This window comes from Xenorhabdus sp. SGI 60 (genome assembly GCF_056632175.1).
Map to the genome: position 1 here is coordinate 585,077 of NZ_CP196860.1, position 16,505 is coordinate 601,581.

Here is a 16,505-nt window from a genome sequence, read left to right on the forward strand (position 1 = left end):
CGGTGAATTAGGTATATTCCTCAGATGGATCTTATTTATTCAGCATAACTGTTTCTCATCTTCCCGTTGGGCATTTTCCGCCAGCATTTTAAAATCTTTCACTGTCCAATATGACTTTGGAACAGGCAGGTTTTTCATTTCATTGGTTGGCCATAGCTGAAATTCAGCCAGTTTATCTAATGAGAAATGCTGATAATGCTCAGGCAGAGACAGACGCAGAGCAAAGTGCTCTTTACCGAAAGGCATTAATGGAACGCGGTTGTCCTGGATATCATAATTCCGGTGCAGTACTAAAAACTTCTCTGGAATGCGTCGATAACTGTTCCACCATAAACCATCTACGCTATCAAATATCTCCTTTGTGCCTGACTTGGAATAATCCCCGAGTTCATGCAAAGCCATCGGTAAGATCTCAGCCATTGAGGTTGAGAACTGTGTCACAGAAGATGCGTGGCCTTCCAGAATCAGTGTTAATGCTAATCTTGCTCCCAACAGGTTTGAATAGAGATCTTCCGGGGAAAAAGCCGAAATGCCCTCTGAAAACCCAGGGACTGATTGATAGCCATACCATTGTGCTATTTCGTGCCAGGCGGCAAGCTGAAAAGCGAGTTTAGCCGCCAAATAAGCACTTAGCGTATAGCGTTCAGCAGACTCTTGCAGTGGCGTAAAAGCAAAAAAGTGAATTTTACGCGCAGCAAGTTCATTGTTTAGGGTTAATTGCCACTCTTGACCAAGATGAGCGTAAATCTGGCTGAACAGATAAAGTGTATAGTCTGCGGTATCCCTGACATGGGAGATATCAATAAACCCTCCTTTATGGGTATAGAGCAGACCAACTTTTTCATTGCTTACCCCCAACAAGGCGGCACTGGCACCGATAACACTGTTATTGTAGTGATGCTCACCTAATTTTTGAGCTTCGACGATATTATCGATGCCATAAAAGGGAATGGGAATATTCCAGAGTTGGGCTTTAAAGTTATAGCCGAAAGCACAGCAAGCCCTTAAACCTTCTGGCGGAGCCATAGGGGGCAATGCATCCCAATCTTGCTGTGATTGTTCATAGGTATCACTGACAAGGACAGGTTCTACCGGATCAACAGATTGGGGTTGGTTTTGGCATGCCAGCAGGAAAAAACAGAGGCAGAGTGTAACGAATAATCTCAAAACGCTTCCCCAACCTGAAAATAGAACCCAGTACTGCCCTTACCGACACCAAAATCTAATCTGACATTCATGCGTGGTTTAAACTCGAAACGATAGCCAACACCAATAGAAGGAAGCCAATGTTTGGTTCCCAACCGTGAAGGGGAATCTCCCAACGTGCCGGTGCCTATCCAACCGACCACACCGTGGCGCCAGTCAAGTTTGTGCCGTAACTCTAACTGTGTTGTGAAGATATTGTTGTCACGATAACGCCCTTCATAATACCCGCGCATCCGCTGGCCGTTACCCAACAGGGATAGCTGGTTCCACGGTACATCACCTGCGCTGAAACGGGCATAGTTATCAAAGGCCAGGACTGTCTTTTCAGATAACGAGTAATAGGTTGAGAACTGAAGCTGTGTAGTATGGAAACGGTGATCACTGCCTAATTCTGGGGAAAAATAGCTATAAATGATCTCAAATGCCTGTCCGTGCCGAGCATTGGGCAAAAAATCCCGCGTATCATAACTGAAATGGGCACTTACACCGGAACTTATCACCGAGCGACCACCGACGGACTGGGCAAAATACTGTTTGGCACCGCTATCTGGATCACTGGCATTGACGGACGAGAAATTCCAGCCTAATCCCAAATAGGTAGCGTCAGTGATGCGATAGAGAAGCCGCGGATGAATCGCAAATTCCTGCGAACGGTACTTCTCTTTGTTGCTGTCATTTTTACCAGCACCATAACCTTTACCCCAATAGTAAGTTGGGGTGTTATTCAGTGTACCGGAAACAAATAACCGCCATTGGTCACTGGCAAGAAAATTGTAATTGGTAAAGTTCAGGCCAAACGCGCCGGTAGATGAACCAAAGCCACTGAGTCCCAATGAAGAAGTCTGGCTGGTGTGGTCTGAATGGTCAGGACGGTACAGACCGACCACAGCCACACCAATCCCGATACCCATTTCAGGTGTGTAGAAAGGACCGGGCAATACGCCCCAGTCAATTTTTTTGCGGTCATCAAAATGGTTGCTGCCGCCTAATTCGTTTAACCAACCATCAATTTTTTGCCGGTTAGGCAGGATATCAGCGTGGGCTGATGAAATGGTAAAGATAAGCAGGCTGGCAATGACCAGCCTTTTGAGTGTTGCAAGGCCAGACATTAAAAACGGAACTCACCGGAGATAAAGAAGCTGTTTCTGTTACCAAAACCGACTTCTGACAGGACATTGAAATTACGGGTGATTTCGAAGCGTGCACCAACGGTATTGTTCCATTTATGGGCCAGGTGTTGTTTGACGTCGAACGACATATCAGGGTCGTCTTCAAGCATGCCTCCAAGCAAATGCCACCTAGTATTCCTGACATATTTATATTAGCTCGATATTGCCCTTAAAGCGTTGGGTGATATCTTGATACATAGCTCCAGTCCAAACTTGAACTTTGGTATTACCTTGTCCTGCAAATAATGGCTGAAATGTAAATTCATAACCAATTCTAGGAGTTATAACAAGAGCTTTAATACCACCGTCTAAAATATCTAAATTGGTTTGCGTATAGTTTGCATCTAATGTTGCAAAAAATTGATTATAACCGCCAGCTAATGTAATACCACCGCCATAGGTTTTGCCTTTAAAATCTAAAGTGAACGGAATATTTTGGAAAAAAGGATTGCCCATAAATATCACGTTTTCAATATTAGTTTCAGATGAACCTTTTGTTTTTCCATATACACCATAAACATTTAAAAATGGCAGAACCCATGTATCTAGCTTAAGCATGTGTGATTCAGTGTGTTCACGAGTCTTTCCGGCTTTGACTGTAGTAGTTTTTTGTGTATCGGGATTTTCAGGCATTATTAAAACCCTGATCCACAACAACATTCTGTCGCAGATTCAGATAACCATAACTAGCACCAAACGGCTCTGGTAGGTCGTAGCCTTTTGCTCGTGCTGCATTGCCCCAAATTGGCAGAATACGAGATTCAGACTTGGTAGTTTGAGATAAGCTACCATCATTATTCATCTGCGAAACGCCAGATTCTGACATGGTTAATGAGAAAAGTGGGCGATCACTATCTGCATAGCACCAGGAGGTCGCCAGGCATAGCGTCGCTGCCAACAACTTGCGAGTGTTAGTTAAGTTCATAAGTAAATTTGCTTCCTATTTTTGATGTTTTTATGTGTATAAAATGAACAGCTTAAGACGGAAAGGCGCGTAGATTATCATAGGTTTTTTTGACAATCATCAACCAATTATGCTTGCAGGTGGAATGTTGCGCGCTTTGGGATATTTACTTTCCTTATCGAAAATAAAAAGATTTTTATCTTGAATTAATTGGTAAATATAATTAATGTTGTAATTATTTACTATGTCTGTTTTGACTTGGTTATTTGAAATAAAAGAGAGATAGCCGGAAATTTCTTATTCCTATTAGTTATTTGTATATAACTAAACCGCAATCAGTCACCATTAAGTCATGATTGATGACCTTTCTTTAGTTTATTATCGTCTTATTTAACCTTTAGTTATATTTGTGTTTTTTATACGCAGCATATTAGTTATCCATTGAGCTGATGGAGAAACCGCCTTTATAACTTCTCCAAATTAATCCTCAGCAAGTGGTTTAAATTTCACTAAACGCAGGCCATCAAAATCTATCGGTTCTCTTCGGTTTTCACCAAGAGTTTGAAAATCAAAGCCGGATTCAGTGTTAGTCTGCCATGCCATAACTGCATTTCCCTCTTCGGTCAGTTCTGTGATTTGTTGCCAAATCATCTCCCTGATTTTATGAGAGATATTACCCACATAAACCCCTGCCCGTATCTCCAGTAACCAAATCGCCAGACGTCCCCGTAGCCGAGGGGGAACAGCTTCTGTTACGACAACCGTCATACTCATCTTTACTGGCTCCTGTGCCCAATGTCACCGATAGAGACCGGTTCGGGAATAGCGGGAGGTTGTGCATCAGCGGGAGGGGATGGCGGGGAAATTTCGCCCGCCGCAAGGACTTCTTCAATTAAGGGAATAAGGCGTTTCAGGATTTTGTCTGTCCTGAATTTTTCGCGACAAGCAATTCTGACTTGCCTGTCAGGAGCAATGCTATTGGTGGCAGCAACTTTAAACGCAATAGGCACGACGGTATCAAACTTTAAGATATCCGCAATATCATAAACAAATGACAAGGGCTTGCCGGTATGTAGAAAACCAATGGCGGGCGCATAGCCCGCCGCCAGAATGGCTGCCTCGGTCACTCCATATAGGCAAGAGGTTGCTGCGCTAATGCAGCGGTTGATGAGATCGCCTTTATCCCAATCCGTATGATCGTAATTGCGTCCATGCCATTTTACCCCATATTGTTTTGCCAATATTTGGTAGGTCTTCCTGACGCGAGCGCCCTCAATCCCCCGAAGCTGTTCGACATTACGTTTTTGGGGAGCCGGCTCCCCAAAGCGCAATTCAAACATTTTGCGGACAACTTTGAGCCTTAAATCCTCATCCAGTGCCAGCTTGGCCTGATAAAGCAGCCGGTCTGAACGCGCACCTCCCGGCTGCCCCACGGAATAGAGTCTGACCCCCGCTTCTCCCACCCAAATAAGCAATGTTCCGGTAGTCGAAGCCAGTTTTACCGCAGCATGGCTAATGCGGGTACCCGGCTCCAGCATAATGCAAGCAAGGGAGCCGACGGGAATATGCATACGTTCACCGTTGACTTCATCAATCACAACAAATGCATTATCTTTGACATCAATACGTCCCATGCCGATGAAGATCATCGAATTCCTGTCCTTGATGGGAATGGGTTTTAATGGAATGAATGCCATTAAAGTGCCCTTATCAGCATTAGCCCACAACCAAAGGATTTTGCCCTGCCAAACCCTTTCTGGTATTGCTCAAGGAAAAGTTCGCTATCTGACAAAGTGAGTACGCCCTGAAAATCCACGCTGGAAAATGCTACTTTCTGACCAGAGGCTTTAACGCTGCGATGTTGGGTATAGCGTTCAATATCTGGGGTGAAATCAAAGCGAATCCCCCAATGAGCTAGCCGTTTTTCATCCTGTATCCAGGTTTGGGCAGCTTGCGTCATTAATGATTCAATGTCATCAACGTTGATATCAGAATGTCTTGCCTGACGTTTGGCATGCATCAATACGTCATGACGAAGCTGTTTGCCTGAATTTTTATCTGTGATGCAGACCGTGGGGTTCGCGCGGAGTTTGAACGCCAGTTTTTGTCCGTTATGTAATTGAGGGGCAAAAGGCCTGGTCTGAATCTGGAACCGCGGGGAATTGGCTACCGGTATCGTCGTGGACAAGACAAAAAATTCTGGTCGACCCCTTAAGCTCATCTCTTGCCTAAAAAGGAAATTGCGCTCTTCCTGCTCCGTAAATAATTGCCACAAGAGTTGGTGGGAAGTATAGACATCATTTTTCGTCTGTTTTTGAGACGGTGCCTGTATGTGGTAAACAGAAGGGCGCAAGGTGACTTTAGACAGATACATGTGTTCCCTCCATTACTGATAACTGGAACGATAACTGGTGCATCGTGCGTTGCGTAAACTGCCAGCGGCTGCGTGATAGCGGCTCATCCCAAAGTTGATGAGTCAGTATTGTCGTATCAGGGAGCGTGATCTCGTCTTTATCTCCTTCCCAGAAATAACTCACGACATCATGATTACGCTGCCAATAATAGTGATTCTTTTCTGATTGATGAGGTAAGAGAGGAAAAGGTGTATCAAGGGCTGCTTTTAATGACGGATATTCTGCCAGTTGCGGCATCATCGGTAGTGCAAGAGGGCAGGATTTTCGCCCAAGACTCAGCGTAAAGACCGGTTTTAGCAGCGCATCCCGCAAGGCAGAAAGTGTGAAACTGGCCTGTTCGGTCAATGAAATCGCGATAACCCATACACCATCAGCGAGATAATCGCGTGAAGACAGTATCGTGTTTAATTTGGATTTATCACGCAACTCACTTTTACGGGTTAGGTGTGCCTGTTTTTTCTCTTGCGAAGGCGCTTGGGCAGTATGGTAATCCCGCATCAATAAACCGGAAACGATCTGTTTGATGGCAATTTTGACACTCTGCTGCAATGCCATAAGTTGTGTTTCATCATCGCGCCGGATGCCCAATGCCGCACCTAATAACCCCAAAATAGCCGAACGGGTTGGATAAGTGCCGGTTGGCCGGTCTTTACCGACCGCTTCCACACCCCAACTGGCGAGTGCTCCATATAAGCGAAAGACCAAGTAAGTCTGCATATTGGCCTCTTTTATTCAGTAACGAATTGAACCAGCTCAGTAAAACGACCTTCACCCGTGATGGCATTGATGCTATAACGCGTGTCAGCGCAAGTGCCATAAACGTTATCGAAGTTTTCCCTCTGATTTTCTAACACGGTGATGGCGTCGGTTGCCTGATCTTCACTATCAACGGGTTTTAAGAACGCGACAGACAGGGAACGAGGCTGATATTCTCCTTTTTCTGCCAATACATAGCTGGCATAGGCGCGGGAGCCGAAACTGTTTTGTTTGCCGGACGGGGCGATTTTAATCGCGGCTTCTGTCAGGGCGGCGATGGCTTGGTTCGCCAATGCTTCATTGCCGGACAGATTTTCGATTAACAAAGATTTATTAATGCAGATATAGCTGTAGAACAGCGCGGCGGCAAAGCCGGTTTCGCCAATATGAGCCGAACCAGAATCACTTTTGCCCGCATTGAGATCGTCTACAGCGGTAAAATAGTCATCTTCTACGGTAACACTGTGAACGCTGATCGCATGGGCAACCTGACAGGCTGCTTCCACATTATAGACAGGGCTGGATGCCAGCATACGGCCAAACAGGGCAATATCTACGGCTGTTTTTTCTCCGCTCAGTAGATTCAGCTCTTCTTTGGTAGGTGCGCGATTTTCGGCGATGAGTTTATCGGCCAAGGCAAAGGTAGCCTCTTTTTCTGCCGGGCTGATATGAGCCAGTTGTTCAATTTCCAGAGGATCATCTTTTTTCTTTTTACCAAATACTTCCGCGATGGCAGAAGCCCATTCAGTGGCTTGCTTTTCTTTAACTCCCTCATTAAGCAAACGTTGATAAACCTGGAAACCAAAGCGTTTAGTACGAAAACCAAGGTGCTCGGCGAGAGTATCCTGAAACAGATCAGAGATGCGCCAGTGGCGTTTCAAACTTTGAGAGCTAATTCTTAATCTCTCAACACCGCCCATTTTGGCGGTTTTAGGACGTCCGAGATCGTCGCGGTTCAGGTTGGCAGGAGGGTAAGAAGTTAACAGATGTAGCTGAATAAATTGGCTCATTTAAAATTCCTTATTAGATTAAAAGTGGTTAACTATTGGCGTTATTTAGCGGCCTTGTAGTAATCCATCGCCCATTGCACACAAAGACGTTTATTGGCTCGATGCGGTTTTGACTGGTGGTACTCTCTCATCCATTGTTCAATATCTTTGGCGAGTGATAACACGGAAACCTGGCCTTTCAGTTGTTGCAGGATGCGCCGCAACCGCATAATAAATTCATCAGGAGTTTTGGCTGCCTGCAATTGGGCAAAGCGATGTAGGCTGACAATCGGCTTGTCATTTTCGGTTTTAGTGCCTGCGGCGGTTGCCAGATTGGTAGTCGTGTTGGTTTTGACATAGACCAGCGTGACGGCAATCATTGCCCATAGCGTAACGGTCTTTTGCTGAACTTCTTCAGTGATATCTTCAGGCAAACTGAACCATAATGCGCGAAAACCTTCGGTTAACGTTGCTGCCTCAATATCCTGGCAACGCTTTAATTCAGCTTTATAGAGTGTGGGGGCAGGAGAAATTTTTTTCTCTTTCAATTCATCAGGGGATAAGAATATGCTTTCCCACCAGCGCAGTAAACGACCTTCGCTTAGGTTAGTCATTGATAACCTTCTCCTTCTTTTTGGTCTTGGATGATTTAGTTTCTATATTGTGCTCTGCCATAAATGACTTGATATCTTTAGAACCCATTAACCACTTGGTAAGAATTTGCCGTGCCTCGATTTTTTCTATGAGTTTTTTGGGATCGGTATCTTCTGACAACACGAACTCATCAAAGAGATCAAAGCAGGTATTTCTGAGTGGGTAGAGCCAGGTTTTAGCGTCTTCGGTGGAGAGGGAAGAGGCTTTATGCTGGCTGCTGACAATCTGTTGTACAGCCTTAAAAAAGGCGGCATGGGTGCGTTGGTAGAAGGTCACATCAATAAATGACATATCGCCTTTTATCTCATTCGGGCGACGGAACCACGCGCTTTTGATCTGGGTGCGGCACTGGATCAACGCATTGGCAGCGAGGTTTTGTAGTGTTTTGACGCGCCGGAAAACGGCATCTTTCTTTTCAATCGGCATGGAAAACAGAGGCAGGGTGGTGGAGTACCAACCGCGGGCTTTCATGTTGTCCATATCATAGCCAAAAACCCATAACCGTGGGGTGGAACTCTGTTCATCGGCAAAATAATCATTGAGTTGGTTAAAATGGTCTACGACCTGTGCGGCGTGTTGACCCTGTTTATCATCGGAAAAAGTCAGGCTATCCCAGATCTTATAGGTAATACCACCGGGCTGCCCTTTGACGGAAAGATGCTCTTCATCCGGTTTTTTCGGATTCCATTGGTAGGGCGTTAGAGGGTGTTGCCAGGTACCAAAATAGTTGTTGCCATAGTTTTGGGTACGATAACCAGAAACAGATTGGTGAGTTGCTTGCCCCGTTAATTGGCAGATGGCTGGCTTATCCTCTATCTCCAGACGGATTCGCCGTGGCATGGCCCAATACATATGTAGTTCATGGACATTATGTGCGTAAATTTCTGTCCCTGCTTTTTGGCTGATATGCGTTTTACCCAGCCACGGAAAAACGTCTGGACTATTGAGATCAGGATCAGGGTAAGACCAATGTTCCCGATTAATGACATTAAGCCAAAGTTTTTGCCATAGCGAAGCATCCAGTTCTTGTGGCTGAATCAAGGTTGTTAGTGGACCGCCTCCCCGTAACCCGACGCGATGTCCAACACCGCCGGCAGGAGCATTAATCTGTAGAGTGAATAGGGCAATGGCGGCCATTTCGGGGGAAATGACTTCACATTGGCTGCGTTTAATAAAGTGATCAGTATTATCCTTCAATGTTTTTTCACCAGGTGATTCAATCAACAATCCTGAAATGCTGGTGGGTTTTCTTTCAGCTAACGAATCAAAATCCTGCATAAACAGAGGGCCAGCCCCTGTCAGGTTAAAAGCATGTTCTACCCGATTAAATGCAGTCTGTAAGTCAGTTTGTGTAGGGGCTTGTTGATAAAATTCATACCATTCGTCTTCATCTTCAGGAGCAAAAACCGTTTGCAGCAAACCAATGGCCAACTGGTAAGCCGCTCCCTGAAAATCAGCCCGTGGCAGGGAAATATCGACAACGGCAGGATCGCCGATTGCCGTCAGCGGTAACTTTTTCTCACTACCATTTCTCATTCTAAAAGTCAGCCATGCGTCTTTAACGAGGTTCATTACGCCTCCTGCTTAGGATAAAAACCGATGTTGGGATCATAAGTAAACTGAGGGTCACTCTCTGGCAGCCAGATTTGCAGGTATTTGACGGACTTGAATTTATCCTGTAGCCGCTCCACGGCTTGAGAAAGGGACTCTGGTATGGGGTACAGCTTATCGGCAAATTTGTTTTTTGAAATTTTGACGATACTTAATTGGACAGAGAATTTTTCATCCTCTACCCACGGTATTAATTCCTCGCTTTCGGTCAGTTTGACGAGCAGCACACTCACCGTTTCGATATCGCTAAATCGGGTGCTGATATTGCAGTCATCGTCATACCAGCCGTGGGCACTGCGTTTGCTATATTCATAGCGTTGCCATTGCAGGACTTGTGAACGTGCTGCGGCGTCTTTGCTCCGCCCTTCTCCTATCTCTTCATTATCCTTGTGTTTGAGTGCTTCAGGGATGTGTTCATCGGCATCTTCACCATAAACCGCTTCGATTAAGGTTCGCGCCTCAGCAGGCATACGAATGGCACCTAAGCGCAGTAATTCGCGTAAGCCAAGCCATAAACGTCCGGCTGAACGATAAACATATTGGGTATTACGAAAATCTTTGCTCAACCAATCAGTTTTGGGTTGATCATCCCATTCTGGTGCGTGGAGATATAATTCAGGTGCAGATCGGCTATCGGTAATGCCTTGCTTGTATTCACCATTTGCATTGCGGGTATGGCGATGCAGGCGTCCAACCCGCTGAATCAAATCATCGATTGGGCAAATATCGGAAATCATCACATCCGTATCTGCATCAAGGCTTTCCTGAAAGACTTGCGTTGTAATCAGGATCTTGCCTTGCCGATCCTTTTGCGTACTTTCTTTACCAAATATGGCCAGCACACGATTTTCGATCGCTTTTCGGTCATGTAAAATAAAGCTGCTGTGGAATAGCAGGCAATTTTCCGGCTGATCCATTTGCGATTGAATAAGTCGGAAAGCATGGAGTACATCATCCACTGAGTTGCGAACCCAAACCACGCATTGTCTATTCTGAGCGGCGTTTAGGGCGATTTTTACGCATTCATCCAGATGATTCACGGTTTTTACCGTGACGGTACGGCTGACATCTGGGCGACTGTGCAGAGGAGTTTCAATCAGGGGGTTTTTGGGGTTTAACGTGACATGAGTAGCCAGCGGAAAGGCGTTTTTTTGCAATTTCTGTGGCGGTATGCAGCCGGCAGGTAACCAGATATCCACCAGCCGTTGGCGCTGTTTCAAGGAGAGTGTGGCAGTCAGCAAAACCACGGAACCACCCTGGTGCAGGTGCAGGCTTAATACGCTTTTCAGCAATGCAAACATGTATTCATCGGCGGCGTGTACTTCATCAAAGATCAATACCTTGCGATTGAGTCCAATCAACCGCAGTGACTGGTATTTTCTGGGTAAAACGGCAAGCAATGCCTGATCGATAGTACCTACGCCCACCGAGGCCAATAGGGCTTTTTTATTAGAATCAGCCAACCATCGGTGGCACTGTGCTGTCGCGGTGCTATCGTCTCTGGTGTAGTCACTGTCGTTGTGTTGAGACGTCAGGATGATGTCACGGAAATTATCATTCATCTCACGTGCACCGTGCGCGAGAACGATACTGGGCAGTTTGCCGTTTTTGGTATCGAACATATGATGATAATGCTTGGCGATTCGGCCAAACATGGCGTTGGAGGTTGCCATTGTTGGCAGGCCAAAATAGAAACCGTCCGCAGCACCGGTTTGCATTAAGCGATGCGTCAGGGCAAGGGCGGCTTCTGTTTTGCCTGCGCCCGTAACATCTTCCAGAATAAAAAGCTGTGGGGAATCGTCAATCGAGACTTCTTCCGCCCATTTTTGTAATGGAGTTGGTGAAAATTGGTAGTACTCCTGGATAGAAGTATAAGGAGATATCACGGGAGTGTTATGGATATCAATACCATCTAAGGCAACTTGGGCTTGTTTTTGGGTAATCAGCCAATATTTTGCCAGCGGGAGGGCTTTAGTCTGATAACGAAAATGATAACAGTCAGAGCCTATCCAATCAGCTAATACGACAATACCGGCAAGTTGCCAACTCACCTGTTTCAGGTTTTGCCGCCATTCTTTTGAAAGGAGTTTTTCCAGTGGCAGACGAGGTTGAAAAAGCGTGAGCAGATCATGGGTAAATGCTGTTGCATCGACAATATTTTGGGGATCGGTAAAATCGATAATTGCGTCACAACGACCATCATCAATGGGTTTACCATGATGACCGAGCATACACTGCATCAAAACCATTAACGTTTTCAGGGCTTGTTTCTTTTGTTTATCTTCACTAAATTGCCGGCCATCATCTCCCACTAAAGCAAACAGTACGTCGTCCCGAATTTTTTTCCAGAAAAATAGCCCTAATCGATCGTGTTTGAACTCTTTGGAATTATAGGGCAAGCGCTGTTCGGGCTTAATCAGATCAGTATTTTCTTGGGAATATAATTGCTGAAATGCAGAGGCAAATTTGCCGATATCATGTAGTACCAGAAAAAATGCAAATAGGTTTTGTAATGATTCGGGGGATAACCCCAAAAAGTTTGCGAGATCCCGCGTTAATTTTTTATGTGGTGCCAATAATAATTGGCCTACTGCGGCGACATCCAGACAGTGGTAAGCCAGAAGATGGTAATTTTCGTCAGAATAGGGATTTTTTTTAGCTTTGCCCCAATATCGTATGAGATAACTAAAATTGTTTATTAATTTAGTCATGTTTTTCACGGTTAGATAAAATTATAAATCGAATGCCATTAATGAGTTGTCATTAGTCTTCTTTGTGCTCTATATATTGGCTAAACCTAAGTAAATAACCATCTGGATCTTGAACGAGGAATTCTCTCTGACAGGATTTGGTATCACCTATGCAATAATAATTGTCTTTCAGTGGGCAATAAAGTTCGATTTTGTTAATTGCAAGATTTGCCAGAATTGGCCTAATATCATCAACTTCAATTTGCAAATTAATACCGCGTCCTAATGGTTTATTGAATTCTCCGGTATTCCAACCATTGTCATGAAATGCTTCCAGCATTAATTGTGCTTCACCTAATCCTAAATAAACAAAATCTGGATTTTCTCGTCGAATTAATATTTCGAAACCCAATATTTTTTGATAGAAATCAAGTGAAGCAGAAAAATCAGTCACAGTAAGTTCTGGCACCATGCGATTCCAGTAAGTTATTTTTGTTACATTGTTAGCATTCAAAATATTTTCCTGGGTGATTATATTATTTTAAAATAACTAATTACTTTTAAAATTAGTTAAATCCACTCCGTTAACAACGGATTTGGAGAATTTACCCTATTTTATATTATGGTATCACTAACATTGTATCTTATATGGAATATTGATCACATTTAAAATTACATGAGAAGGTAATGGTCAAAATTTCATCTCATCTCACTATGAATTAGATTTTGATGATAGTTTTTATGGTGAATTGTAATGCTTTGTGAATATTTTTTTCTGATGGTATTTTATCTCTATAGTGTTTTGCTTTTTTTATCAGTGTTTCTGCATTTTTATTTGAGGTTGTGCAGAGTTTTTTTGCGATTTGATCCAGTAGTGCTTTTAGTGACTTTTTGCGCCAATTATATATTCATGTCTGTAGGGGGCATCATTTTTTTTTGCATGTAAGTGTTTATTCCCGTATTCATGGTGAATATTCTAATGGTTTATCTCTCATGAGTACAGGCATTTTTTCTGTTTTTACATGGAACATGTTTTATATATCATAGTTAATATGTTTGCAAATGCCCAGTTTTTTCAATTTCTAACAAATAGACAAAATTATGGTCAAAAACTTCTAAAAATAGGCTGTATTGGATTATCATTTGTATCACTGTAACGCTGTTAGTGTATAGATTAGATATCAGATAGATATTTATCCCCGTACTACGGGGAACACTGGAATTGTTTAAACAAAGTGAAAATAAAAACGGTTTATCCCCGTACTCACGGGGAACACTAGCTAATATCACTGAGTATTCAAGCACTTTCGGTTTATCCCCGTACTCACGGGGAACACTGTTTTTAATCACTTAAGCTTTACACAGATTATCGGTTTATCCCCGTACTCACGGGGAACACTACCTCAACGAATTCAGCTGCAATTTGTATGCGGTTTATCCCCGTACTCACGGGGAACACCAATGTTTTACCATCAAACGCATATAGTTGCCGGTTTATCCCCGTACTCACGGGGAACACCCATGTTTTTTCATCAAATTGAATGCATTTGCCGGTTTATCCCCGTACTCACGGGGAACACGTTTTTATCCCACCGGTATCTGACTATCTGTCGGTTTATCCCCGTACTCACGGGGAACACATCATATCGATATGTAATTGCCGTTTGTACGCGGTTTATCCCCGTACTCACGGGGAACACCGGTCGACCTGAGTATAGGAAAATGTAACACCCGGTTTATCCCCGTACTCACGGGGAACACCGTCCTGTTTAATAACCTTCCGGATATAATTTCCGGTTTATCCCCGTACTCACGGGGAACACTGTTCTTGTATCAGATCTAATGCGGCATATCGGTTTATCCCCGTACTCACGGGGAACACAAATGGACTTTGAATAAGTTTAGTCTGATTGGCGGTTTATCCCCGTACTCACGGGGAACACCGTTTTTTAATTATAGATCCATATTTTAACGCCGGTTTATCCCCGTACTCACGGGGAACACCTTAAAATTCCTAAGGGCGTGCTGCATAACCCGGTTTATCCCCGTACTCACGGGGAACACACTTATGTTTTAGTATTCAAAGCGGATTAGCCGGTTTATCCCCGTACTCACGGGGAACACTTAATCTTTAGTTTAAATCCGATTACTATAACGGTTTATCCCCGTACTCACGGGGAACACCAGCGGATTTCTGCTGACATGAATTTACTAAAGGTTTATCCCCGTACTCACGGGGAACACTTCTATCAATCTATCATCTATTACTTTTAACGGTTTATCCCCGTACTCACGGGGAACACCACTCCACACGCAGTGAGGGCGGGCTTGTCGGTTTATCCCCGTACTCACGGGGAACACTCGCCACTAATTACGCCGCCCTGTACGGTTATCCCCGTACTCACGGGGAACACAATATTTTCTCAGTTCCATTCCGACTGTACACGGTTTATCCCCGTACTCACGGGGAACACCGCCAAGATAATCATTCAAAAAACGTATCCGGTTTATCCCCGTACTCACGGGGAACACAATAAGGATAAGCATCGTGAGTACAGCATTAACGGTTTATCCCCGTACTCACGGGGAACACCCGCGAACAGTTCGGCAGCCGCGTTACCTTCCTGGTTTATCCCCGTACTCACGGGGAACACTCTAATTTTATCCACCTGTTTTATAACATCTTTTTAGAGCGGAAAAATTCTACCATTTTTTTAGTCTATAAAGTCAGTCAAATTTTCTCTTTCATTCTTCTATTTTACTATCTGTAATTCAGATCACATTTCATCCATATTTTTAACTCTTACTTATCAATTTATGAGATTTCTATCGCAGAAATCGCAAAAGAACCTGTTGGCCTTAACTCAACAACAAAGAGAGTAAGGGTTATGAAAACTATTGTGTTGTGCGGTGGGGATGTTACCAGCATGTTGGGATATTCATTCAAGCGCGTGTAATCCATCACAATTTCAGCAATTACTGATAAACAAGATGCGAGTAGATTGGCATTTTTCACTAGAAGGCGTGTTGTAATGCTGTATAAATATGTTAAAACCGCGAGTTATTCCTCTGTACCTATTAATAACTGATTGCATTACATTGAAAATGAAGAAAAAACGCCCAGCTTTACAAGATGTTGCTGACCTCGTTGGGGTCACAAAAATGACGGTCAGCCGTTTTTTACGCAATCCCGATCAGGTTTCTGAAGCGTTGGGAAAACGAATCGCGGAAGCTGTGGAGCAACTGGGTTATATTCCCAACCGTGTACCCGATATTCTTTCCAATTCGACCAGTCGTGCAATAGGTGTTTTGCTTCCTTCATTGACCAATCAGGTCTTCGCCGAAGTAATTCGCGGTATTGAGCATGTGACTGATCGCAACGGATATCAGACCATGCTCGCCCACTATGGTTATTCTGCCCAGAAAGAAGAAGAACGTTTACTCTCCCTGCTTGCCTATAATATTGATGGCCTGATTCTGGCGGAACGTACACATACATCCAAAACGTTAAAGGTGTTGCAAACAGTAGGAATACCCGTAGTTGAATTGATGGACAGTGTATCGCCTTGCCTTGATATTGCAGTAGGGATCGATAATTTTGCAGCGGCTCGTCAGATGACGATGGCGATGATCGAACGCGGCTGCAAAAACATTATTTATCTCGGTGCTCGGCAGGATGAACGAACGCTGATCCGTTTGCAAGGGTTTGAAATGGCGATGTTTAGCGCCGGGCTTCAACCAAGAAAAATGATGACACCAGTCAGCTCTTCCTATTCATTAGGCGCGCAGCTTTTACAGGAATCCTGCCAGAAATATCCCGAAATTGATGGCCTGTTTTGTACGAATGATGATATCGCCATCGGGGCGATTTTTGAGTGCCAACGACAGGGGATCAAAATACCGGAAGAAATTGCGATAGCTGGCTTTCATGGTCATGATGTCGGCCAGGTAATGACTCCCAAGCTTGCCAGCGTGCTGACTCCTCGTGACTTAATGGGACGCAAGGCAGCAGAATCCTTGCTTGCTCGTCTGAGTGGGGAAAAGCTGGAACAAACTCTGATCGATGTTGGGTTTACCCTTTCATTGGGTGAAAGTGTTTAATTTTTGTAGCT

General features: G+C 44.2%; 12 protein-coding genes, 1 pseudogene and 1 CRISPR repeat array. Of the genes and pseudogenes, 1 reads left to right on the forward strand and 12 read right to left on the reverse strand.

The features are described 5' to 3' along the window. Positions 1–39: 39 nt before the first annotated feature. The 12 genes and pseudogenes from ACSJJG_RS02690 to ACSJJG_RS02745 form a co-directional block, all read right to left on the reverse strand. On the reverse strand, positions 40–1,167 hold the full coding sequence (locus ACSJJG_RS02690; protein WP_481088380.1) for a DUF4056 domain-containing protein: 1,128 nt from the start codon (positions 1,165–1,167) through the stop codon (positions 40–42). After that, the gene (locus tag ACSJJG_RS02695) at positions 1,164–2,315 is read right to left on the reverse strand and encodes a BamA/TamA family outer membrane protein (protein ID WP_481088381.1); all 1,152 of its coding nucleotides are present in this window, start codon (positions 2,313–2,315) and stop codon (positions 1,164–1,166) included. The genes ACSJJG_RS02690 and ACSJJG_RS02695 overlap by 4 nt, the downstream gene beginning before the upstream one ends. Continuing rightward, a pseudogene (locus tag ACSJJG_RS02700) lies at positions 2,315–3,300 on the reverse strand (hypothetical protein). Before ACSJJG_RS02700 ends, ACSJJG_RS02695 begins: the two are co-directional and overlap by 1 nt. A 459-nt stretch (positions 3,301–3,759) precedes the next feature. Further along, positions 3,760–4,053 carry a type I-E CRISPR-associated endoribonuclease Cas2e gene (gene cas2e, locus ACSJJG_RS02705; RefSeq protein ID WP_481088382.1) on the reverse strand — a complete coding sequence of 98 codons (294 nt, stop codon included), beginning with the start codon at positions 4,051–4,053 and terminating at the stop codon, positions 3,760–3,762. Between the two features lie 2 nt (positions 4,054–4,055). Continuing rightward, on the reverse strand, positions 4,056–4,976 hold the full coding sequence (cas1e, locus tag ACSJJG_RS02710) for a type I-E CRISPR-associated endonuclease Cas1e (protein ID WP_481088383.1): 921 nt from the start codon (positions 4,974–4,976) through the stop codon (positions 4,056–4,058). Further along, on the reverse strand, positions 4,976–5,653 hold the full coding sequence (cas6e, locus tag ACSJJG_RS02715; protein ID WP_481088384.1) for a type I-E CRISPR-associated protein Cas6/Cse3/CasE: 678 nt from the start codon (positions 5,651–5,653) through the stop codon (positions 4,976–4,978). Before cas6e ends, cas1e begins: the two co-directional genes overlap by 1 nt. Continuing rightward, complete coding sequence (cas5e, locus tag ACSJJG_RS02720) at positions 5,640–6,410, reverse strand: type I-E CRISPR-associated protein Cas5/CasD (protein WP_481088385.1); 771 nt, start codon at positions 6,408–6,410, stop codon at positions 5,640–5,642. The genes cas6e and cas5e overlap by 14 nt, the downstream gene beginning before the upstream one ends. An 11-nt stretch (positions 6,411–6,421) precedes the next feature. Further along, a complete protein-coding gene (cas7e, locus tag ACSJJG_RS02725) occupies positions 6,422–7,459 on the reverse strand; it encodes a type I-E CRISPR-associated protein Cas7/Cse4/CasC (protein WP_481088386.1) in 1,038 nt (345 codons plus the stop codon). A gap of 41 nt (positions 7,460–7,500) precedes the next feature. Beyond that, complete coding sequence (gene casB, locus ACSJJG_RS02730) at positions 7,501–8,052, reverse strand: type I-E CRISPR-associated protein Cse2/CasB (RefSeq protein WP_481088387.1); 552 nt, start codon at positions 8,050–8,052, stop codon at positions 7,501–7,503. Beyond that, positions 8,045–9,664 (reverse strand): type I-E CRISPR-associated protein Cse1/CasA, encoded by a 1,620-nt coding sequence (gene casA, locus ACSJJG_RS02735; RefSeq protein ID WP_481088388.1) that lies wholly within the window; start codon positions 9,662–9,664, stop codon positions 8,045–8,047. Before casA ends, casB begins: the two co-directional genes overlap by 8 nt. Continuing rightward, positions 9,664–12,414 carry a CRISPR-associated helicase Cas3' gene (gene cas3, locus ACSJJG_RS02740; protein ID WP_481088389.1) on the reverse strand — a complete coding sequence of 917 codons (2,751 nt, stop codon included), beginning with the start codon at positions 12,412–12,414 and terminating at the stop codon, positions 9,664–9,666. Before cas3 ends, casA begins: the two co-directional genes overlap by 1 nt. Before the next feature lie 52 nt (positions 12,415–12,466). Further along, on the reverse strand, positions 12,467–12,865 hold the full coding sequence (locus tag ACSJJG_RS02745; protein ID WP_481090356.1) for a bleomycin resistance protein: 399 nt from the start codon (positions 12,863–12,865) through the stop codon (positions 12,467–12,469). A 776-nt stretch (positions 12,866–13,641) separates the two neighbouring features. Then, positions 13,642–15,047: direct repeats of the CRISPR family, unit length 29 nt; unit sequence CGGTTTATCCCCGTACTCACGGGGAACAC. Positions 15,048–15,498: 451 nt separating this feature from the next. Here ACSJJG_RS02745 and gntR point away from each other — a divergent pair. After that, complete coding sequence (gene gntR, locus ACSJJG_RS02750; protein ID WP_481090357.1) at positions 15,499–16,494, forward strand: gluconate operon transcriptional repressor GntR; 996 nt, start codon at positions 15,499–15,501, stop codon at positions 16,492–16,494. Positions 16,495–16,505 lie beyond the last annotated feature (11 nt).